The sequence below is a fragment of the Limnobacter sp. SAORIC-580 genome (assembly GCF_013004065.1).
Lineage (GTDB): Bacteria > Pseudomonadota > Gammaproteobacteria > Burkholderiales > Burkholderiaceae_B > Limnobacter > Limnobacter profundi.
Map to the genome: position 1 here is coordinate 2,443,827 of NZ_CP053084.1, position 21,090 is coordinate 2,464,916.

General features: G+C 52.5%; 23 protein-coding genes. 8 read left to right on the plus strand and 15 right to left on the minus strand.

The features are described 5' to 3' along the window. Positions 1 to 35 precede the first annotated feature (35 nt). From sucC to miaB, 12 genes are all read right to left on the minus strand, one after another. Positions 36 to 1,202: an ADP-forming succinate--CoA ligase subunit beta gene (gene sucC / locus HKT17_RS11450; RefSeq protein WP_171100189.1), complete on the minus strand. Its 1,167-nt coding sequence runs from the start codon at positions 1,200 to 1,202 to the stop codon at positions 36 to 38. 268 nt (positions 1,203 to 1,470) lie between these two features. Then, a complete protein-coding gene (locus HKT17_RS11455; protein ID WP_171100191.1) occupies positions 1,471 to 1,971 on the minus strand; it encodes a regulatory protein RecX in 501 nt (166 codons plus the stop codon). Between the two features lie 70 nt (positions 1,972 to 2,041). After that, the gene (gene recA / locus HKT17_RS11460; RefSeq protein WP_171100193.1) at positions 2,042 to 3,121 is read right to left on the minus strand and encodes a recombinase RecA; all 1,080 of its coding nucleotides are present in this window, start codon (positions 3,119 to 3,121) and stop codon (positions 2,042 to 2,044) included. 62 nt (positions 3,122 to 3,183) lie between these two features. Beyond that, positions 3,184 to 3,681 (minus strand): CinA family protein, encoded by a 498-nt coding sequence (locus HKT17_RS11465; protein WP_105027025.1) that lies wholly within the window; start codon positions 3,679 to 3,681, stop codon positions 3,184 to 3,186. 31 nt (positions 3,682 to 3,712) lie between these two features. Then, positions 3,713 to 4,219: a phosphatidylglycerophosphatase A family protein gene (locus HKT17_RS11470; RefSeq protein WP_240965782.1), complete on the minus strand. Its 507-nt coding sequence runs from the start codon at positions 4,217 to 4,219 to the stop codon at positions 3,713 to 3,715. Beyond that, positions 4,216 to 5,292, minus strand: a complete 1,077-nt coding sequence (gene thiL, locus HKT17_RS11475; protein WP_171100195.1) for a thiamine-phosphate kinase — start codon at positions 5,290 to 5,292, stop codon at positions 4,216 to 4,218. Before thiL ends, HKT17_RS11470 begins: the two co-directional genes overlap by 4 nt. Positions 5,293 to 5,307: 15 nt before the next feature. Continuing rightward, positions 5,308 to 5,796: a transcription antitermination factor NusB gene (nusB, locus tag HKT17_RS11480; RefSeq protein ID WP_171100197.1), complete on the minus strand. Its 489-nt coding sequence runs from the start codon at positions 5,794 to 5,796 to the stop codon at positions 5,308 to 5,310. Further along, complete coding sequence (gene ribH / locus HKT17_RS11485) at positions 5,789 to 6,295, minus strand: 6,7-dimethyl-8-ribityllumazine synthase (protein WP_105027029.1); 507 nt, start codon at positions 6,293 to 6,295, stop codon at positions 5,789 to 5,791. The genes nusB and ribH overlap by 8 nt, the downstream gene beginning before the upstream one ends. Next, positions 6,292 to 7,416 carry a bifunctional 3,4-dihydroxy-2-butanone-4-phosphate synthase/GTP cyclohydrolase II gene (gene ribBA, locus HKT17_RS11490; protein ID WP_105027030.1) on the minus strand — a complete coding sequence of 375 codons (1,125 nt, stop codon included), beginning with the start codon at positions 7,414 to 7,416 and terminating at the stop codon, positions 6,292 to 6,294. Before ribBA ends, ribH begins: the two co-directional genes overlap by 4 nt. 13 nt (positions 7,417 to 7,429) lie before the next feature. After that, entirely contained in the window at positions 7,430 to 8,980 is a 1,551-nt protein-coding gene (gene lnt / locus HKT17_RS11495) for an apolipoprotein N-acyltransferase (RefSeq protein WP_171100198.1), read from the minus strand. Further along, entirely contained in the window at positions 8,980 to 9,894 is a 915-nt protein-coding gene (locus HKT17_RS11500) for a CorC family transporter (RefSeq protein WP_105027032.1), read from the minus strand. The genes lnt and HKT17_RS11500 overlap by 1 nt, the downstream gene beginning before the upstream one ends. A gap of 62 nt (positions 9,895 to 9,956) precedes the next feature. Continuing rightward, a complete protein-coding gene (miaB, locus tag HKT17_RS11505) occupies positions 9,957 to 11,300 on the minus strand; it encodes a tRNA (N6-isopentenyl adenosine(37)-C2)-methylthiotransferase MiaB (protein ID WP_240965785.1) in 1,344 nt (447 codons plus the stop codon). A 161-nt stretch (positions 11,301 to 11,461) separates the two neighbouring features. Here miaB and coq7 point away from each other — a divergent pair, with 161 nt between their 5' ends. After that, positions 11,462 to 12,139: a 2-polyprenyl-3-methyl-6-methoxy-1,4-benzoquinone monooxygenase gene (gene coq7, locus HKT17_RS11510; protein ID WP_171100202.1), complete on the plus strand. Its 678-nt coding sequence runs from the start codon at positions 11,462 to 11,464 to the stop codon at positions 12,137 to 12,139. Here coq7 and HKT17_RS11515 read toward each other — a convergent pair. After that, positions 12,136 to 12,558 (minus strand): OsmC family protein, encoded by a 423-nt coding sequence (locus HKT17_RS11515; protein WP_171100204.1) that lies wholly within the window; start codon positions 12,556 to 12,558, stop codon positions 12,136 to 12,138. The genes coq7 and HKT17_RS11515 overlap by 4 nt on opposite strands. 534 nt (positions 12,559 to 13,092) lie before the next feature. Here HKT17_RS11515 and rplM point away from each other — a divergent pair. The 7 genes from rplM to HKT17_RS11550 all read left to right on the plus strand — a co-directional run bounded on the left by rplM (position 13,093) and on the right by HKT17_RS11550 (position 17,580). Continuing rightward, positions 13,093 to 13,521, plus strand: coding sequence for a 50S ribosomal protein L13 (gene rplM, locus HKT17_RS11520; protein WP_008251461.1), 429 nt, complete (start codon positions 13,093 to 13,095; stop codon positions 13,519 to 13,521). 8 nt (positions 13,522 to 13,529) lie between these two features. Then, entirely contained in the window at positions 13,530 to 13,922 is a 393-nt protein-coding gene (rpsI, locus tag HKT17_RS11525; RefSeq protein ID WP_105027036.1) for a 30S ribosomal protein S9, read from the plus strand. Positions 13,923 to 14,032: 110 nt separating this feature from the next. Continuing rightward, positions 14,033 to 15,076 (plus strand): N-acetyl-gamma-glutamyl-phosphate reductase, encoded by a 1,044-nt coding sequence (argC, locus tag HKT17_RS11530; RefSeq protein WP_171100206.1) that lies wholly within the window; start codon positions 14,033 to 14,035, stop codon positions 15,074 to 15,076. A gap of 18 nt (positions 15,077 to 15,094) precedes the next feature. After that, positions 15,095 to 15,811 (plus strand): DUF6776 family protein, encoded by a 717-nt coding sequence (locus HKT17_RS11535; protein WP_146106536.1) that lies wholly within the window; start codon positions 15,095 to 15,097, stop codon positions 15,809 to 15,811. A gap of 15 nt (positions 15,812 to 15,826) precedes the next feature. Continuing rightward, positions 15,827 to 16,228, plus strand: coding sequence for a bactofilin family protein (locus HKT17_RS11540; RefSeq protein ID WP_105027039.1), 402 nt, complete (start codon positions 15,827 to 15,829; stop codon positions 16,226 to 16,228). Positions 16,229 to 16,251: 23 nt separating this feature from the next. Next, complete coding sequence (gene erpA, locus HKT17_RS11545) at positions 16,252 to 16,602, plus strand: iron-sulfur cluster insertion protein ErpA (RefSeq protein ID WP_008251471.1); 351 nt, start codon at positions 16,252 to 16,254, stop codon at positions 16,600 to 16,602. Positions 16,603 to 16,680: 78 nt separating this feature from the next. Continuing rightward, positions 16,681 to 17,580 (plus strand): AEC family transporter, encoded by a 900-nt coding sequence (locus tag HKT17_RS11550; RefSeq protein WP_171100208.1) that lies wholly within the window; start codon positions 16,681 to 16,683, stop codon positions 17,578 to 17,580. Between the two features lie 654 nt (positions 17,581 to 18,234). Here HKT17_RS11550 and miaA read toward each other — a convergent pair. Beyond that, positions 18,235 to 19,191: a tRNA (adenosine(37)-N6)-dimethylallyltransferase MiaA gene (miaA, locus tag HKT17_RS11555; RefSeq protein WP_171100210.1), complete on the minus strand. Its 957-nt coding sequence runs from the start codon at positions 19,189 to 19,191 to the stop codon at positions 18,235 to 18,237. A gap of 14 nt (positions 19,192 to 19,205) precedes the next feature. Beyond that, positions 19,206 to 21,068 (minus strand): DNA mismatch repair endonuclease MutL, encoded by a 1,863-nt coding sequence (mutL, locus tag HKT17_RS11560; protein WP_171100212.1) that lies wholly within the window; start codon positions 21,066 to 21,068, stop codon positions 19,206 to 19,208. Between the last annotated feature and the right edge of the window lie 22 nt (positions 21,069 to 21,090).

A 21,090-nucleotide genomic window follows, 5' to 3' on the forward strand; every position in this document is an offset into this window, starting at 1 on the left:
TGTTGAATGGCTGTCAAATGTGGGGCACCGGGCGCTCAAGCGCCCTTGGTTGCAGCCACCACTTTTTGCGCAGCCTCGCCCATGGTGTTCGCTGCAATGATTGGCAAACCAGATTCAGCCAAAATTTTCTTGCCCAAATCTTCGTTTGTACCTTTCATGCGCACAACCAGAGGAACCGACAAACCCACTGCCTTCGATGCAGCCACCACGCCATCTGCAATCACGTCACAACGCATGATGCCGCCAAAAATATTCACCAAAATGGCTTTCAGGTTGGGATTTTTCAACATAATTTTGAAAGCTTCTGTCACTTTCTCGGTGGTGGCACCACCGCCCACATCCAGGAAGTTGGCAGGCTCGCCACCAAACAACTTGATGGTGTCCATGGTGGCCATCGCCAAACCAGCGCCGTTCACCAGGCAACCAATGTTGCCGTCAAGACTGATATAGCTCAAATCGAATTTGCTCGCTTCGATTTCAGCAGGATCTTCTTCGGCTAGATCCCGCAAGGCCACGATTTCGGGATGACGGTGCAAAGCGTTGGAATCGAAGTTCAGTTTCGCGTCCAGTGCGATGATGTCGCCAGAGCCAGTCAAGATCAGTGGGTTAATTTCGGCCAGACTGGCGTCAGTTTCCCAAAACGCTTTGTACAAACCTTGAAACGCCACACGCGCTTTGGCAACAGAACCCGCGGGAATGCCGATTTTCACTGCCAAATCATCGGCCTCTGCGTCTGTCAGCCCTGCAACGGGATCCACGTAAACTTTGTGAATCAGTTCTGGGGTGTGTTCAGCAACTTCTTCAATTTCCATGCCGCCTTCGCTGGATGCCATGACGCAGACCCGCTGGGTAACACGGTCGACCACCATGCCAACGTAGTATTCCTTTTTGATGTCTGCACCTTCCTCAACCAGCAAACGGCTGACTTTCTGGCCTTCTGGGCCTGTTTGATGAGTGATCAACTGCATGCCCAGAATTTGGCTGGCATACGTTTTTACATCGTCCATGCTCTTTGCCACTTTCACGCCACCGCCCTTGCCGCGACCACCTGCATGAATTTGCGCCTTCACAACCCAAACCGGGCCGCCCAGTTTTTCCGCGGCTGCAATGGCCTCATCAATTGAAAAACAGGGATAGCCGGTAGGCACAGCCACGCCGTACTTCTTCAGAATTTCCTTGCCTTGATACTCGTGAATCTTCATTTGAATTCCTTGCTGGGAAAGTTAATGCAAATCGGCTAGACGCAACAAGGCGGCTGAACTGACAACATTGTAAAGTGGAGAGTGTTTTTTTCGCGTGACAGCGCAAGCGGGTTCTCGGACGTAAAGCCGAGGCAAGGATGAGGCATGCCAGGCATGCTATGAAGGTTTTTATCCATCTCTTTCTTTGCTTCTTGTGTCGTTGAATAACGCTTCGTTATTTAACTAGACTATCACTTCTATGGAAACACATAAGCCGATCAGAATAATATCACGCATTGGATTTGAACTCAGCCAGAATGCGCCGCCAAGCGCGTTCAATGTTGCCAAATTCAAACCCTCGGGCTGAAAGCCCGCGATAAACCTTGGACTTCAAAACCAACAATTGAGCCTGATCAACAGCTAAGTCAACACCCAAAACGCTTTCAAGACTTGAAAGCTGCCTGCGCTTTATCCAGTCATACGCTCTGTCTTCTTCACTGCTCGGGATTTGGGTTTCTGAATCATCGTGCGAAAGCGACTTAAGGTCTCCCAAACCGTGTTGCCCCAATTCGGCGGAAATTGCACGATCCCCAAAAGTTGAGGCACGCCTTCGAAACAGACTCAGTTTGAAACGCTCATCGCATTGAAATTGGTGCGAAGTTGCCCATTCAATGGCCTCTTCTACCTCAGCGGGCTCGTAACCGCGCTGCAACAACTTTGCTCGAAGTTCGGTTTGACTGTGTTCCCTGCGGGCGAGCAAGGCGACAGCCTTGGACTTGGCGGAAACCACGGGCTTGCTAGAGCCCGTAGTACCTCCGAATGAACGCCCATTTGACTTAATAGACGACTTGATTGGTAACTTACTCGGCGTCTTCGACTTCATTCTTCTTTTTGGCAGCAGGTGCGGCTGACGCTTCTTCAAGCAAACGCACACCCAGCTTTTCACGGATTTTGTTCTCGATCTCTGCAGCCATCGCCGGATTGGCTTTCAGGAAATCGCGCGCATTGTCTTTGCCCTGACCAATTTTCTCGCCGTTGTAGGAATACCAGGCGCCAGCCTTGTCAACAAAACCATGCAACACGCCGAGATCAACGACTTCACCCTCTCGGGATGTGCCCTGACCATACAAAATATCGAACTCAGCCTGCTTGAAGGGAGGACTTACCTTGTTCTTGACCACCTTGACGCGAGTTTCGCTGCCGATAACTTCCTCACCCTTCTTGATGGAACCAATTCGGCGAATGTCCAGACGGACCGAGGAGTAAAACTTCAGGGCGTTACCACCAGTTGTGGTTTCAGGGCTGCCAAACATAACCCCGATTTTCATTCGAATTTGGTTGATGAAAATAACCAGGCAATTGGTGCGCTTGATATTGGCAGTTAATTTGCGCAGGGCCTGGCTCATTAAACGGGCTTGAAGACCTGGCAGGGAATCGCCCATGTCGCCTTCAATTTCAGCTTTGGGTGTAAGGGCAGCCACGGAGTCAATGATTACCAGATCAACAGAACCGGAACGAACCAGTGCATCGACAATTTCCAAGGCCTGCTCGCCAGTGTCGGGTTGGGAAATCAACAAGTCAGGCAAGTTAACACCCAACTTGGAAGCATATTGGACATCGAGCGCGTGTTCAGCATCGATAAAAGCACAGGTACCACCCAGTTTTTGCATTTCCGCAATCACTTGCAAGGTCAAGGTGGTTTTACCGGAGGATTCCGGGCCGTAAATTTCGACGACACGACCGCGCGGAAGGCCACCAATGCCCAAAGCAATGTCGAGCCCCAAAGAACCGGTTGAGACCGACTGAATGTCGTCGATGATCTCGTTTTCCCCAAAACGCATGATACTGCCCTTACCAAACTGCTTTTCGATTTGGCTGAGCGCGGCGGCCAGGGCTTTGACTTTGTCTGAGGATTGGTTTTTGGTTCTGAGATCTTCCATGGTCTGCCTTCAACTGAATTGGGTTGCGATTTCCGAATTATTGCACAGTTTTTACTGTAAATCTATACAGCCTTTTTGAGTGATACTTTTGACAGGATGGTTAACCCGGCTTGTACCGCCTGTTGGCGAACCGCCTCACGATCACCATCAAAAACATGGTGAAAAGCCTCAATCGACTTGTGCCGAACGGCCAAACCAAACCACACCGTGCCAACTGGCTTACCGGCCGAACCACCTCCCGGGCCGGCGATGCCTGACACCGAGAGGCAACAGTCCACACCCAAGGCGATCATTCCACCATTGGCCATTTCCTTGACGCATTCTTCACTGACTGCGCCGTGTTGCTCCAAAGTGGACTCGCGCACATACACCGACTTCATCTTGACCTTGTTTGAATAGGTGATCAGCCCACCTTCAAACCAGTCGCTAGAGCCGGGTAGACTAGTCAATGCCGAGCCAAGCCCGCCCCCCGTACAAGACTCGACCACACCGAGTTTGCCAGCCGATGCATTGAATATGTCTGCAATTTGCAGCAAAAGTGCTTGGTCTGGATTGCTCAAGAGGCTCCCCGTTGAGTGTTTAAAATTGAATTCACTTCAAAAAATGCAAATAGACCGCTAAAGCCAACAAGGTCATGAAAGCTGCAACGATGTCATCAAACATTACACCAAAACCATTTTTCCAGTGCCGGTCGAACCAGCGGATCGGGGGCGGTTTTACCATGTCAAAGAACCTGAAAAGAAGCACACACGTCAATTGTTCAATGGGGCTGGAAAAATGATTCGAGGCCACAAACAACACCAGCCAGATCGCAACGATTTCATCCCAGACAATCCCGCCGTGATCGATAACCCCCAGAGCCTTCCCGGTGATCTGGCAAGCCCAGGCACCCGCAATGAAAGCGCCAACAATCGCCCAAATCCACTGATTTGCAGCCAGATAGGGATCCAGCCAAACATACAAGAGCCAGCCCATCAATGTACCGAAAGTACCTGGCAAAACCCACGCCAAACCACTGCCAAATCCCAAGGCCAACAAATGCGCGGGATGGGCCAGCATAAAGCGCCAGTTGGGCCGGAAACGGGGTATCGAGCTCAATTCTGGATCTCGGCAAAATGATTAAAGGAACAACTTGACACGCGCTCTCGGCTTGCCCCCTGGGATTGAAGCCAGATACCGCTTCCGGGCTCGATGACGCCTACACAATGCAGGCCCGCCTTCAAGGATTGTATTGCATCATGACGGTTCGGGTGGGCTGTCCAGCACAATTCGAAATCGTCACCGCCCGCCAAGGTTTGCTCGAGCAAGATTTTCAACAACCCGGCCGCATTGGCCTGTTGATCTATTTCAGGCCAAAGTTTTCGCCACATTGATTCCAGAGACGACTGGAAGAGTATGGCGGACACTTCGCTTGCACTGGAAATGTGGGCCAGATCTCCACTCAAACCGTCGGACAGATCGAGGCAGGCGCTTGCAAGCCCACGCAACTGCAATCCAAGTTCAATGCGCGGAACTGGCATGCCAAGCTGACTTACAGCAATTTGCCGCAGCTGAGCCGGCATGGCCGCTAGCAAAGCCTGAACCTGCGGTAGCTCGTTACCCTTACACAGCTGCTCCAAGCGACCTCGCCTTTGGTATTCAAGCAAAAGCCCCAGGCGAGCAAGCCCGGGGGTACCACTTAACCAAACTTCTTCACCAATTTTCGCGTGTGCCCGATTAAACCCGAGGTGAGAAGCAGGCGCCTGGCCAAACACGGTGATTGACAGGGTTTTCAATGGATTGGAGCCGGCTGAAGTGGTATCACCCCCCACCAACGGGCAATTAAAACGGGTGGCGATGTCGAGCAAACCTGCTGAGAAGCCAGCCAGCCAGTTTTCATCAATTTCGGGCAAACTTAAATTGAGCGTGAAGCCGAGTGGACTCGCCCCACTGGCAGCGAGATCGGACAAGTTACTGGCCAAGGCCTTCCAGCCTGTGACACGAGGTGGATCATCTGAAAAAAAGTGAACGCCCTCAACCAAGGTGTCGGTAGAGGTGAACAGATGAAAATCGGGTGCAAGTCGAAGCGTCGCGCAGTCGTCTCCGATGCCAAAAAGTACCGTGTCGGGATTGGCCTGTGCAAGCCCACCAAAAGGAGTTTTGAAATAGCGATGAATAAGGTCGAATTCCAAAACGCCTCTTGAGTTTTAGCTTGACTGACTGTTTGCCTGAGCCTTGATTTCGGAATCACGCGCCTGGGCGGCCACTTTGTCTAGCACACCATTGACGAATTTGAACGCGTCAGTGCCTCCGAAGGTTTTGGTCAACTCAACCGCCTCGTTGATCACCACCCGGTAGGGAATTTCTGCATGCGTATTCATTTCATGACTGGCCAACACCAACACAGCTTTCTCGACCGGACTGAGCTCGCCCCAAGGACGATCAATGAACGGCTGAATCTGATGCATCAACGCGTCAAGGTGATGCACCGAACCATGCAAAAGAGACTCGTAGTGCTCACGATCGGCTTTGTCGAAACCGGGCGCATCCCGAATGTGCGCATCCACTTCACCCACTTCAGTGGGATTCAAAAACCACTGGTACAAGCCCTGCAAAGCCAATTCACGAGATCGACGGCGAGCGTTGCGAGTGTGTCCTTGCCTCTTGCCCGAATCGGGCTTGCTGGCTTCACTCATCGTCTTCTTCCTCGTCATCTGCGCCAGGTAGGTTGTCATCCAGCGTCATCATTAAATTGCCCATTTCCACGGCACATCGAGCGGCATCAACGCCTTTGTCCTCGATACGCTCAATGGCCTGGTCTTCGGTGTAGGTCGTCAACACCATGTTGACTACAGGCACATCGTGAGCCAAGGCCACACTTGAAACGCCGCGGGCGCTTTCGCCACACACAATCTCAAAATGGTAAGTGTCGCCCTTGATCACGGCACCCAAAGCAATGAGTGCATCAAACTCGCCTGAGAATGCCAGGCGCTGCAATGCGATTGGAATTTCCATCGCACCAGGTACCGTGATGTGAAGAATGTCTTCATTCAACACGCCCAAGCGCAGCAATTCACTGCAACAGGCGGCCCAAAGGCCATTGGTAATTTCTTCGTTGAAGCGGGCCTGAACCACACCCACACGAATGCCATCGCCATTCAAATTAGCAGGCACACTTCCTGGACTGTTGCTCATTTCGTTTCTCCGTTGACATAACCTGATACTTCCAAATCAAACCCGGTCATGCTTGGCATTTTCCGTGGTCGGGACAGCAATTTCATTTTGTTGACACCCAGGTCGCGCAAAATTTGCGCCCCGATACCATAGGTACGCAAATCCGGGTTTGATCCCGCACCCTTGCGTGCAGTAGTACCGCGCTGCTCGATATCGTCTAGCGAGGCAAACTGCCCCAACAAGCGGTCAGAGGACACATCACAGTTCAGAAGCACAATAACGCCGGCCCCCTCATCCACCACTTTCTTCATGGCTGCAGGAATTGAGAAAGAGTGTTCCGACAAATTCACTTCGAGAAAATCGATCAGCGAGGTGGGTTCATGGACGCGTACCAAAGCCTCGGTGTCGGGGTTCAATTGGCCGTACACCAAGGCAAAGTGTGCGCTACCAGTGGGCTTGTCGCGGAAAGAAATGCACTTGAATTGGCCTTGCACGGTGTCAATGACACGTTCGTGCATGCGTTCGATCAGTGACTCTTTGGTGCTTCGGTACTGAATAAGATCGGCGATGGTGCCAATTTTCAAATTGTGTTCTTTGGCAAACTCCACCAGATCAGGCAAGCGGGCCATGGTGCCATCGTCTTTCATGATCTCGCAAATGACCGAGGCTGGGCTGAGGCCGGCCATGGCAGCCAGGTCACAACCCGCTTCCGTGTGACCTGCCCGCATGAGTACCCCACCATTCACTGCGGTCAGGGGAAAAATATGGCCCGGTTGCACCAGATCTTCTGGTTTGGAATTTTTGTTCACTGCCACACGAATGGTGTGGGACCGATCGGCTGCAGAAATACCTGTTGACACACCTTCTGCTGCTTCGATGGAGACCGTGAAATTGGTACCGTGAGAGGAGCCATTGGCTGCCACCATGGGGCGCAAGCCCAACTCGCGACAGCGGGCCTCGGTCAATGTCAGACAAATGAGGCCACGGCCGTATTTGGCCATGAAATTGATGGCCTCTGGCGTAACAAAGTCGGCGGCCAAGACGAGATCACCTTCATTTTCACGGTCTTCCTCGTCAACGAGAATAACCATGCGGCCTGCGCGCATTTCTTCAACGATTTCGTTGACTGGACTAATTGACATGGCTTTTTAAATTTTACGGATTGATTGAATGGGCTCTATTGTAAGCCCTCAAGCGCCATTCACGCACGCACAGCAGTAGAAGGACTGCTCCCCAAATTGAAAACCACAGGCGATCGCCCCACTTTGCGAAGAAGGTTTGCCCCAATCGACCTTCGACTTGCCCCGACCAAACCAGGGCTTGCCCAGGCTCAACGCGCTGGGTCCACTGACCGTTCGCGTTCACTATGCCTGAAACACCGGTATTGGTCACACGCAAGCCTGGCTTGCGGTGTTCTGCTGACCGGGTACGGCCCATTTGAGCATGCTGATCAAGCGCCCAAGACTGGCCAAACCACGCAAGATTACTCAAATTCACAAACATGGAGGGCTCTTGGGTGGAATTGGCGACCAACCCAGCAAACTCACCGCTAAAAATATCTTCGTAACACACGGTGGAGGCCAACGCGTTGCCATTGACCAAAAAGGGCTTCAGCGGCCCCGAACCGGAGGTGAACTCCCCCATTGGCATGTTCAACATGGCCACAAACCACTTGAAGCCCAGCGGAATAAATTCACCAAATGGGACCAAATGCCGTTTGTCGTGGCGTGTTTCAGGCACCTCAAGCGCTTCCAGTGCTTCATCACCTTGAAACATGACGATGGAATTGAAGTACCGTGCCCCCTCTTGTATGGCCGACCCCATGATGACAGCTGTCTCGCCAGGGGTTGCAAAGTCGCGAAAGGTGGTCCGCCATTCAACCGGGGTATCGGTCCACACCAAAGGATTCACGGTTTCCGGAAACACGAGCAAACCGCCCCCCTGATTCGCCAACTGTTCCTTGGCCATGTCGCCCAAAGCAAATGCTTTTTGCATGTTCGACACAATCAGATCAGGATCAAACTTGATGCTTTGATCAACATTGGTTTGCACCCCCACCACGGTCAAGGCGCCAGCGCTTTGGGTGTTCACAGGAAGTTGAACCAGCACCAGCAAACCGCCCAGCACAGCAGTTGCTCCCAGTAAATTGCCGGGCAGGCGATTGAATACAAAAGACAGGAAAAGTTGAGCAAACAACATCAAGGCAAACAAGCTGCCGTAACTACCCAACCAAGGCAACAGGTTGGCAAACGGGGAATCTACCAGCGCGTCACCCAGCCCCAGCCAGGCAAAACCGGTCATGAATGTGCCCCGAGCCCACTCGAAAAAAGTCCATAAGGCAGCCCACAGCAGCGCATTGAACACGGTGGCCGGCCAGGACTGTGCGCGTACCGCCGCAAAACGACTGTAAAACCACAAAGCCAAGGCAGGAAAAAGTGCCAAATAAAGCGTAAAGGCGGCAATGGCCGCCCAAGCCAGCACAGAGGGTAAACCGCCGTAAGTGTGCAAGCTGATGTGCAACCAGGAAACGCCCAAGCCATATGCTGACCACCCAAATGCCAGGCCGGTCAGCCAAGGGCGGCTGGTTTTCAGGGCAACAAAAGGCAACACGGCAAGCAAAAGTAGCCCAAGCCACCACAGGGAAATCGGGGCGAACGACAACACCCAAGGTGCCCCCAAGAGCGCGCCGGCCAGAAAGGAATACATCAAGTGGGCCTGTCGGAGTCTGAGTTCTCGGTGGATGAATTGGCATCCGTGTCTTCGGGCGCTGGTTCAATTTTCTGAACACGAAGCAAGTGCACCTGCCGGGCATCTGCACGCAACACTTCAAAACGGAAAGGCGGTAACTCAACCACATCACCACGCGCGGGCAAGCGCGCCAGGTGGTCTGTCAACAAGCCACCCAATGTATCGGCATGTTCATTTGAAAACCCGGTTCCAAATGTTTCATTGAACTGTTCAATGGTGGTCAACGCTTTGACGCGGTATAAGCCCGCCTGGTCGCCACCCAGGCTCACTATGTTGTCCGCCTCCTCATCGAAGTCATATTCGTCTTCAATATCGCCCACGATTTGCTCAAGCACATCTTCAATGGTCAGCAGGCCGGCGACTCCGCCATATTCATCGACCACCAAGGCAATGTGATTTCGGTTCAATCGAAAATCATGAAGCAACACATTCAAGCGTTTGCTTTCTGGAATGAAGACTGCCGGGCGCAGCATGTCGCGCAAATTGACATCCGAATCGGCGTGTATGCGAAGCAGGTCTTTGGCCAGCAAGACTCCGATTACATTGTCACGCTCGCCCTCATACACCGGGAAACGGGAATGCGCCTTTTCAACGGCAAAAGCCACGATTTGGTCGATCGAGTCTTCCGCGTTGATCGCATCCATTTGGGCGCGGGGCACCATGATGTCGCCTGCTGAAAGGTCACTGACCTGCATGACACCCTCGATCATCGAAAGCGCATCGGCATCCAGCAAATTTCTTTCATGGGCCTGTTGCAGCACTTCCAACAGCTGCTCTCTGTCCTCGGGCTCGCGAAGTAGCAACGAAGACAGTCGTTCTAGCAGGCCCCGTTCTTTTTTATTGGGGACCTGCAACGGACTCGGTTCTGACATACGGGAGGATAAACCTCTGCTAACAATAACGGCTCAAGGATAACCGAAAAAAATGACGGATATCAGGCAGCCGTGATTGGCACTTGCCCCCTCAGGGAATTGGGATAAGCCTCGACAATGTCCAACTCAACGATCTGTCCCACCATTCGGGCATTTCCGGCAAAGTTGACCACCCGATTGTTCTCGGTACGTCCCGCCAACTCGGCGGGGTCTTTTCTGGATGGCCCTTCGACCAATACCTTCTGACGAGTGCCAACCATCGACTTGCTAATGCTGGTGGCATGGTCTTGGATTGTTTTTTGCAGGCGGGCCAAACGCTTGAGCTTGGTAACCTGGTCGACACCGTCTTCCAAATCCGCTGCAGGCGTTCCGGGGCGCGGGCTGTACACAAAAGAAAAAGAGGTGTCGAAACCCACGGCATTGATCAAGTCCATGGTTTTTTCAAAATCGGCCTCGGATTCACCAGGAAAGCCAACGATGAAATCAGACGACATGGATATATTGGGGCGAATTTCACGCAGCTTGCGAATGATCGACTTGTATTCAAGTGCGGTGTACCCACGTTTCATGGCGGCGAGAATGCGGTCTGAACCTGCCTGAACCGGCAAATGAAGATGGTCAACCAGCTTGGGCAGCCTCGCATAGGCTTCGATCAGGCGTGGGCCAAACTCTTTGGGGTGCGAAGTGGTAAAACGGATTCGTTCGACGCCCGGCACTTCCGAGACGTACTCAAGCAGCAGAGCAAAATCGGCTATCTCGCTTGTATCGCCCATTTTCCCGCGGTAGGCATTCACGTTTTGCCCAAGCAAATTGATTTCTCGCACGCCTTGGTCTGCAAGATCGGCAATTTCAGTCAGTACATCGTCAAATGGGCGGGAAATTTCTTCACCGCGCGTGTAGGGAACCACACAGAAACTACAGTACTTGCTGCAGCCTTCCATGATGGACACAAATGCAGTGGCACCGGTGTTTTTGGCCAAGGGCAAATTGTCGAACTTCTCGATCTCAGGAAAAGAAATGTCCACCTGTGGCCTGTGCGTATCCCGGCGCTGCTTGATCAATTGCGGCAATCGGTGCAAGGTTTGAGGACCAAACACCACGTCGACATACGGCGCACGCTCAACAATGGCCTTGCCTTCCTGGCTGGCCACACAGCCGCCCACACCAATAATCAGGTTGGGGTTGGATTTTTTCAGGTGCTTGACACGCCCCAAATCGCTGAACACCTTTTCCTGCGCTTTTTCACGCACCGAACAGGTATTGAACAAAATGATATCCGCATCATCTGGGGTGTTCGTTCGCTCCAGCCCGTCTGAACTACCCAGCACGTCGGCCATTTTGTCGGAGTCATACTCATTCATCTGGCAGCCAAAGGTTTTGATGAAGAGCTTTTTCTTGGAAGTCATGGTTTGCCTAAAATGTGCCACCATGAAGCAGACCGGTCTCAGAACTGAAACAGGAGCCAACACGGGGACGTTGTAATTCGTTGCGCGTTGACGCGGATTTTACTTGCATCCCTTGCTAAAATGAAGACTTCATTGAAAAAACACAGCATTGGTGCGTAGTAATGCCAAATCGAGCCCCCCGTTTTCCGAAGTTTCCCGCCTTGCCCACGCTTCCCGCTATCGATGCCATATTGGGCGAGGTCGACAAAGCATTGAAGACCCTGGCTGCCACACCTGTGGCCCAGCGCCCCAACCCGGCAGGGAAAAACCTGCCCACCGATCAGCTAAACGATGCAGAAAAACAGCAGGTGATTGGCCTGATGCGCGTAAATCACGTGGGGGAAATTTGCGCACAGGCGCTTTACCAGGCTCAGGCACTGGCCAGCAAAGACCCCGAAAAAAAGGCGTTGTTTGATCACGCCGCCAAAGAAGAGGCCGACCACCTGGCCTGGACCCAAGAGCGGCTGGACCAGTTGGGTGCTCGCCCTAGTCTGTTAAACCCATTCTGGTATGGCGGCGCATTCGCCTTGGGCTTTGTTGCGGGCACACTGGGGGACAAGGTTAGCCTTGGATTTATGGCGGAGACGGAGAAACAGGTTGAAAAGCACCTGAACGATCACTTGGGCAGACTGCCCGCGGGTGATCAGCAGTCCAGAGCGATTCTTGAACAGATGCGTCAGGATGAGATTGAGCACGGGCAAACCGCGATTGATCAAGGCGCCAACAACCTGCCCATGCCCGTGAAACTGGCCATGACCGCGATGTCAAAGGTCATGACCACGCTGGCACAGAAAATTTAATCTTCAATAATTTCGTGTGTAAACACCAACTCAGCCGTTTTGCCCAACATGGCAGACGCTGAGCAATACTTTTCATGGGACAGCTTAATGGCCCGATCGACCAGATTAGGCTTCAACCCCCGGCCAATCACCTGAAAGTGAAAATTGATTCTGGTGAAAACCTTGGGAGCCTCTTCAGCACGCTCGGCACTCATTTTCACCTTGCAATTGCGAATATCCTGACCGCTTTTGCGCAGAATCAACACCACATCGTAGGCCGTACAGGCACCGGTGCCTGCCAAAACCACTTCCATAGGGCGAGGGGCCAGGTTATTGCCGCCACCATCCGGGGCACCATCCATACACAACATATGTCCACTGCCTGTCGTGGCTACAAATGACATGCCGGGTAACCCCGACCAGCTAACTTCGGCTTCCATAAAACTCCTTATTTATGATTAATTGCTCATTATGCATTGCACAATATTTACTGAAAAGAAGTTGAAAAAATGCTCTATTTTATTGAATCTGGTTAACAAATAACCGGTCAGTCACTAGTAATATTTTTAAGTATTTGTTTTTATTGTTATTTTTTAATCCATTTTTAAAGTGTGGAATAAGTTGCTTTTTTCGGACAACAGAAACAGACTCTTGCGCCGCAACAGAAAAATCTCTAGAATTCGAGTTGTAGTCACTTGAATGAACCACGAATCACCGATCGCAGAGTTTCTTTCAGGCGCAAAGTTGTCTCCTCCACCCTCCTCCTTTGGTGGATTAAACCCAAGCACCTCACAGTGCTTGGGTTTTTTTTATCCAACACCCAAAAAAGTTTAACCGAAAGCAAAAAACTTTGCTAAAATTGCGGGTTACCTGTTGGGAGAGCCCTTCGGCTGCAGACCGGCATATTAATTGCTGGCTGCATGTACAAGTAGGGAGACAGGTAAAAAGCACTTTTTTATCTTTAAGGAAAAATCATGAAAACCTACTCAGCGAAACCCGGTGAGGTTAAACAAGAGTGGTTTGTGATCGACGGCACCGACAAGGTGTTGGGACGTGTAGCCAGTGAAGTTGCACGCCGCCTCCGTGGTAAGCACAAACCTGAATTCACACCGCACATCGACACAGGCGACTTCATTGTTGTTGTAAATGCCGGTAAATTGCGCGTTACAGGCACCAAAGGCCTGAACAAGAAGTATTTCCGCCACTCTGGTTACCCTGGCGGTATTTACGAAACGAACTTTGACAAGATGCAGGAACGCTTCCCCGGCCGCGCGCTGGAGAAAGCTGTGAAAGGCATGTTGCCAAAAGGTCCTCTGGGCTACGCGATGATCAAGAAATTGAAGATCTATGCCGAAGCAGAGCACCCGCATTCCGCACAACAACCCAAGCCACTTGAAATCTGAGGTGAACCATGATTGGTGAATACAATTACGGAACCGGTCGCCGCAAAAGCTCAGTGGCCCGCGTTTTTATCAAAAAAGGTACTGGCCAGTTCATCGTGAACGGCAAGCCTTTGACTGAATACTTCGCTCGCGAAACAGGCCAAATGGTTGCTCGTCAACCCTTGGTACTGACCGAGAACGTTGAAACTTTTGATATCAAGGTAAACGTGCGCGGCGGCGGCGAAACTGGCCAGGCTGGCGCAGTTCGCCACGGCTTGACACGTGCCCTGATCGACTTCGACGCAGAACTGAAGCCAACCCTGTCCAAAGCAGGCTTGGTTACTCGTGACGCCCGTGAAGTTGAACGTAAAAAAGTGGGTCTGCGTGGCGCGCGTCGTCGCAAGCAGTTCTCCAAGCGATAAACCAGCACAAAGCTGTCATATCGTTTACACCCAGCAGCCCTCCCAGCTGGGTTACAATCGAAAGCCGCACAAATGTGCGGCTTTTTTTCTTTTCAGCGCAAGGAATAATCATGATCAAGGTAGGCATTGTTGGCGGAACCGGTTACACAGGGTCTGAACTTCTTCGCCTTTTGGCCCTGCACCCGCAGGCTGAACTGAAAGCAATCACATCGCGCGGCGAAGTTGGCCAGCCAGTAGCAGACATGTTTCCGGCACTACGCAAACGCGTCAATATCGCTTTCACAGAGCCGACCTTTGAATCGCTGAAAGATTGTGATGTGGTGTTTTTTGCAACTCCCCATGGAGTAGCCATGGCCCAATCGGCTGAACTGGTGAATGCGGGTATACGGGTGATTGATCTAGGCGCGGACTTTCGCCTGAAAGATACGGTGCAATTTGAGAAGTGGTACGGTATGCCCCATTCAGAGCCAGAACTGCTCAGCAACGCATGCTACGGCTTGGTTGAATCAGCACGTACCGAGCTGAAAACAGCGAAATTGGTAGGCTTGGCAGGCTGTTACCCCACCGCAGTGCAATTGGCGCTCAAACCTTTGATCAGCGGGGCAAGTCCGTTGATCGACGAAAGCAACATTGTTGCGGATTGCAAATCGGGAGTGTCCGGTGCGGGCCGCAAAGCAGCAGTGGGCTCTTTGTTCTCTGAGGCGGCTGAAAGTTTTAAAGCGTACGGGGTAAGTGGACACCGCCACTTGCCGGAAATTGAACAAGGCCTTGAATTGATTTCAGGCCGCAAAACCCAAATTACCTTCACGCCACATTTGGTGCCCATGGTGCGCGGCATTTTGGCAACAACGTATGTAAAACTGAATGAACAAGGCAAAAACACCGACATTCAAGCGCTTTATGAGCAGCACTACGCCAATGAATATTTTGTGGATGTGATGCCCAAAGGCTCACTGCCTGAGACCAAATCCGTACGCGGCTCCAACTTCGTAAGAATCGCGCTGCATCGTCCACAGGGTCGAGACACGCTGGTGATCGTCTCGGTGATCGATAACCTGGTGAAAGGTGCGGCAGGGCAAGCCGTTCAAGCCATGAATGTGATGTTCGACTTGCCCGAGCATATGGGGCTGGAGCAATTGCCTTTGGCACCTTAATTACAAGGATTTTGCGGTTTGAACCCCAAGAAAACACACCATTCACGTCGAACCCTGTTACCGGGAGTGCAACGCTCCTCCCGGTTTGCTTTCGCTTATGGCCTGCTGCTTGGCCTGTCCGTTCTGGGAGTCTGCGCTGCCTATGCAATGTGGGGTCCAGCGGACAACGCCATTCAAAAACTTTTTTCGACCCAGGAAATTGAGGTGCTCAATGAGCAACTGGCTGAACTTCAAACGAAAACAACAGAACTTCAAGACGAGATATCCCGTACCAATGAATTGGTAAAACTGGACAAAGAGGCCCGCAGCAAACTGACCCTGCTGATTACCAACCTGGAATCAGAAAATGCGAAATTGAAAGAGGATTTGGCGTTCTTTGAAGGATTCATACCCGGAAGCCTACAAGGTGCCATTTCACTCAAGCGGCTTCAAGTGAACAAAGACACGGTTCCGGATCAATATCGCTATAAAGCACTCGTAATTCAAGGTAGCCAGCGCCCCGAGGTGACACTGAATGTGCAAGTGTTGATTAAAGTGTTGAACAAAGGGGAATCCAGTGTCATAGTTTTACCGAACGCTGAAACGTCCGAAGACCCCCAGTTCAAAATCAAACTGACCCGTTTTTCTAGGGTGTCGGGCATGTTTTCCCTGCCCGAGGGCAGCAGGTTACAAAGCGTTGAAATGAGAATTCTGGAAGCAGGCGCTATTCGCGCGCAGTCCACCATCAAACTTTGAAGGGGTTTTAAACGCATGTTCTCGAAAAAAAATACAAAGCGGCTGCTGCCAATCCAAAGCCTGGTGGGCGCGGACATGATTCTTAGAGGCGATTTGCGCTTCAAAGGCGGCCTGCGAATTGATGGCGAAGTGGACGGCAATGTGATTGCAGACGAAAGCGCTCAGTCACTGCTGGTGATTTCTGAAACCGGCAAGGTACGAGGCAGCGTGCGCGTTGGGCATGTTGTGGTCAGTGGTCTGATTGAAGGTCCGATCGAAGCCAATCAGCTTCTGGAGCTGCACCCTTCCGCAAATGTCTCGGGTGACGTAAGATATAGGGCATTGGAGATGCATCCAGGTGCGGTCGTAGACGGTACCTTGCACCATGAGAGCGAAGAAGTGATGCCAGGCAAGCTGGCCTTGGCTTCAAGCAAGTAATTCCAGCAAAAAGGCAGGACAAGATGGACGTAACTACAGAACAACCCAGCGTATTGGTTTTCACTGACTCAGCCGCAGCCAAAGTGCGAGATCTGATCAATGAAGAAGGCAACCCCAACCTGAAACTGCGCGTATTCGTGCAAGGTGGCGGCTGCTCCGGTTTCCAGTACGGTTTTACTTTCGATGAAGACGTGAATGAAGACGACACGGCCTTGGACAAAGGCGGCGTGACTTTGTTGATCGACTCCATGAGCTACCAGTACTTGACTGGTGCCGAAATTGATTACAAAGAAGACATCAACGGCGCGCAGTTCGTGATCAAGAACCCAAATGCGACCACTACATGCGGCTGCGGCTCTTCGTTCTCTGTTTAAAACAGGTACGGCATGAACAAAACCCACCTTCGGGTGGGTTTTTTATTGGCTCAATGACCAAACACCACACGCAAACAATTGTCCCCACTACTTCTTTTCCCTGATTTCGCAATTATCGCCCTAGGCTACCTGCTGCGCCGCTTCTGGATGGCGCCTGCCGCCTGGGTCACCATAGAAAAACTGGTTTACTTTGTGTTGTTTCCATGCCTGCTTTTTTTCTCGGTGGTGTCGAGCAATTTTGACCTGAACACAGTTGGAGCCTTCGCCCTGGGTGGACCTGCCGTCATATTCACGGCGTTTGTGTTGGGTTGGTTAGGATTGCTCTTCAGTAATATGGGGCGCGTGGACTTTGCATCAGGCTTGCAAACGGCGTACCGGTTTAACTCCTACATTGGTCTGGCTTTGGCCAGCCGCTTGGGTGGCCAATCGGCAGTGGCCAATATCGCCATTTTGCTGGCGCTGGGTGTGCCGCTGTGCAATGTATTGGCCGTGGGCACCATGAGCAAAGGCGGTCGTTTGAGCGCGTTTGTAGACATTCTGAAAAATCCGCTGATTATTGGGACCTGCCTTGGGATTGCAGCGAAATTGGTGGGCGTGCAGGTGCCTGAACCAGTCATGCTGACTCTAGAGCGATTGGCACAAGCAGCGGTGTCGCTGGGCCTGCTTGCAGTGGGGGCGGGCTTGGTATTCTCCGGCTTGAAAGGCAATTGGCCGGTGTCGGTTTGGTGGTTGTTTGTGAAACTGTTGGTGTCACCTTTGGTGGCGGTTCTTTACTCTCACTTCACCGGGCTTGGGCAAGAACAGACCATGGTGCTGCTGGTGTTCTCTGCCATCCCCTCTGCATCGAGTGCCTATATTCTGGCAGCGCGCATGGGCGGAAATGCACCACTGGTGGCTTGTCTCATTTCGATGTCGACGGTGGGGGCTGCTATAACCTTGCCTTTGGTGTTTGCGCTGGCGCAGCGTTTTCCCCTGTAATCCAGCTTGTTTGTTGGGCCCGCTTGGCTTGGGTTCCGGTCTCTCGGTGCTGGTTCATCGCCCAATCGGCTTGGGTTCCGGTCTCTTGGCGCTCGTTGACCGCCCAATCGGCTTGGGTTCCGATCTCTCGCCAGAAAACCTGTTGGTCCCTTGCTGAGCCTCGCGATGCCTGAGAACGGCCCTCCTAAACTGCGGGTCGGGTCCGTTCTCTGTCACCCATACTGGGCGACACCGGCCCTGCTCGGCACGCAAGGGCAGGTTTTCTTGAAGGCAAGGCGATCGAAACACCGCCGCCGACTGGGGAGCTGAACTTGCAATGGGTCACACGATGACCAGTCAGAAAACTTGCCGGCTTGGCGCGCAGAGACTAACGATCGCGCCCTGGCGCGAAAGCCAAGACCCGACCGTTACTTTTGGAGGGCTTGGCTTAGCACAGGATCAAGCCGACAAGCCGAAATGCCAAGTTTTCGGGCAGCGGTGACCCTGCAAGCTCAGCTCTCAAAAAACCAGTCCAGTCCGACACAGCTAACCCATGCCGAGTTGAGCAAATAACGGCAACGAACGGCGACCCTTCAAGCTCAGTTCCCAATAAACCAGTCCAGTGCAACACAGGCAATCCATGCCAGGTTGGCAAGAAACAGCCGCGACGAGCCGTCAAGGCAACAAAGCCTCGATCTGATTTTGTATCCAGGGTTTCACGGATTGAAGCCAATTTGACTGCAGCGGGTCAACCACTTCTTTGTTGGACGTTGAACGCAGCCAGGTAATTTGCCGTTTGGCCAATTGGCGTGTGGCAGCAACACCCCGGTCTATCATTTCCTGCCGAGTGCAATGGCCGTGCAAATGCTCCCACACTTGCCTGTACCCCACACAACGCATCGAAGGCATGCTGTCATCCAATACGTAATTGTGACGAAGCTCGATGACCTCCTCAACAAGGCCCTGCTCCAGCATGTTCAGAAAACGCGACTCAATGCGCTTGTGCAATACAGACCGGTCAGAGGGTTCGATAGCCAGGGTGGGAATTTGCAAATCGGCCTGCTGATCCCGCTGATGAAAGCTTGAAAGTGGCTGGCCGGTAATTTGAAAAACCTCCAGCGCGCGCTGCAAACGCTGGGAGTCATTGGGCTTTAAGCGCTGGGCTGTAACGGGGTCTACTTCGGCAAGGCGGGCGTGAATGGCGGGCCAGCCCTGCTCCAGGGCCTGTTGTTCTATGGCTTGGCGAATTTCAGCATTGGCGGCAGGAAGGTCGTCCATGCCGCTGACCAGTGTTTTGTAATACATCATTGTGCCGCCCAAAATAACAGGCACTTTGCCTCGCGCACGGATATCCGCAATTAGTGCATGGCATTGAACGACAAATTCAGCGGCGCTGAAAGTGTCGCTTGGTGTGATGATATCGATTAAGTGGTGCGGCACCAAAGCCAGTTCTTGTGGGGTGGGTTTGGCGGTGCCGATGTTCATGTCCCGAAACACCAGTGCCGAGTCGAGGCTGATAATTTCTATCGGAAACCCCTGTTCGGCCATCCACAAGCCCAAGGCAGACTTGCCGGATGCCGTGGGCCCGAGCACAGCCAGGGCGGGAATAGCGCCAATGCTCACGTGATTCACGGTCCCCCCTTGCTCTATTGGCCGCGCAAAAACCACTTGTCCATTTCAGACAAACTGAAATGACGCCATGTGGGCCTGCCATGGTTGCATTGATCCGACCGTTCGGTGCGCTCCATGGAACGCAACAACGCATTCATTTCAGTAACGGTGAGCTTTCTGTTTGCACGCACTGCGGTGTGGCAGGCCAAGCCAGCCAGCCATTCATTGCGCTGGCGTTCAAGCACATGCGCCACGCCGTACTGGTGCAAGTCTTCAAGCCACTGTTGCAGCAATGCAGACAAATCCTGACCCGCCAACATGGTGGGCACGGCGCGCACCGCGATTTCCTGAGTTGAAATGAGACTCAAGCGAAAACCCAGTTTTTCCCAAAGGTGCTGACCATTGTCGACTTCACTGGCCAGGCGCGGATCAATTTGCACCAACAAGGGCACCAATAACTCTTGAGAAGAAATGGTTTGCTGATTGTCCAGCGCATTCTTGAACTGCTCATAGAGCACACGCTCATGGGCTGCATGCATATCGACCACCACCATGCCATCGGGACGCAAAGCGAGAATGTAAATGCCGTGTACCTGCGCAATCGCCTGTCCCAAATACTCCGACAATTCGGCATGATCGGCCGCTTGGCTTGGCCAGCTTTCTTGCACCAAGGGTCGCGGTGTAATTGCAGTGGGGCGCGGCGCGGATTCAATCGGCCGATAGGCTTGAATATAATCGGCAAGCTCCTCCCGCAGGAAAGGAAGCGCTGCACTTTTTGCCTGAACCTGAACCACTGGCGATGAAGCGCTGGACGCCCTCCACACATTGCCGTTGCCCGACACTGAGGGCGTTACAGAAGGTGCCCCAACCTCAACACTTGCGGACGAATCACTGAGAGGAGCGACAGCCCTGGAAGGAGCCAGACAGGCCTGAATCGATTGACGCACCCATTGATGCACTGCCCGCGCGTTTCGGAATCGCACCTCGGTTTTTGCGGGGTGCACGTTCACGTCTACCTCGTTGGCTGGCAAATTCAAAAAAAGCACAAAGGCCGGAAATTTGTCGCCATGAAGCACATCTTCATAGGCTGACCGGACCGCGTGCCCAATCAGTTTGTCTTTCACAAAGCGGCCATTGACGTAGAAAAACTGCATATCGCCTTTTCCGCGGGCCGCGTCGGGCAGGCCAACCGCACCATGCAATTGCATATCGGCAGTTTGGACGTCAATTGGCTTGGAAGCGCCATTGGCCATGGTTTCGAGAATGCTGAAGACTCGAGCACTCCAGCTGCTTTCCTGAAAACGGCTTTGTAATTTGCCATCGCGATACACCAACCAAGTGACCAAGGGGTTGGCCAACGCCATGCGTTTAACGACGTCCAGACACTGAAAAAACTCAGTTTGCTCTGTTTTCAGAAACTTGCGGCGCGCGGGTGTGCTGAAGTAAAGCGATTGCACATCGACTGTGGTACCAGGGCTTGCCGATGAGGGCTCGACAAGCCACCGCCCACTTTGGTTACTGATGCTGTATGCGCATTCCTGACCTTTCGGATAACTGCTCAGCGCAAACTGACTTACCGAAGCAATGGAGGCCAAAGCCTCTCCTCGAAAGCCAAGGCTCATCACACTTTCAAGTTCACTCAGCGATTGAATTTTTGAAGTGGCATGGCGTGTAACCGCCAACTCGAGTTCGTCTTTCGGTATGCCTTTGCCGTTGTCCTGAATGCAAATTCGTTGAATACCGCCACCATCGATGCGAATGGTGATCTCAGACGCACCAGCGTCCAAGGCATTCTCCAGCAGTTCTTTGACAACCGACGCCGGACGATCAACCACTTCGCCTGCGGCAATTTGGCTGATCAATACGTCGGGCAACAGGGATATCGGGCGGTGGCTCATCCACTTATTATAAGTGGCAGCG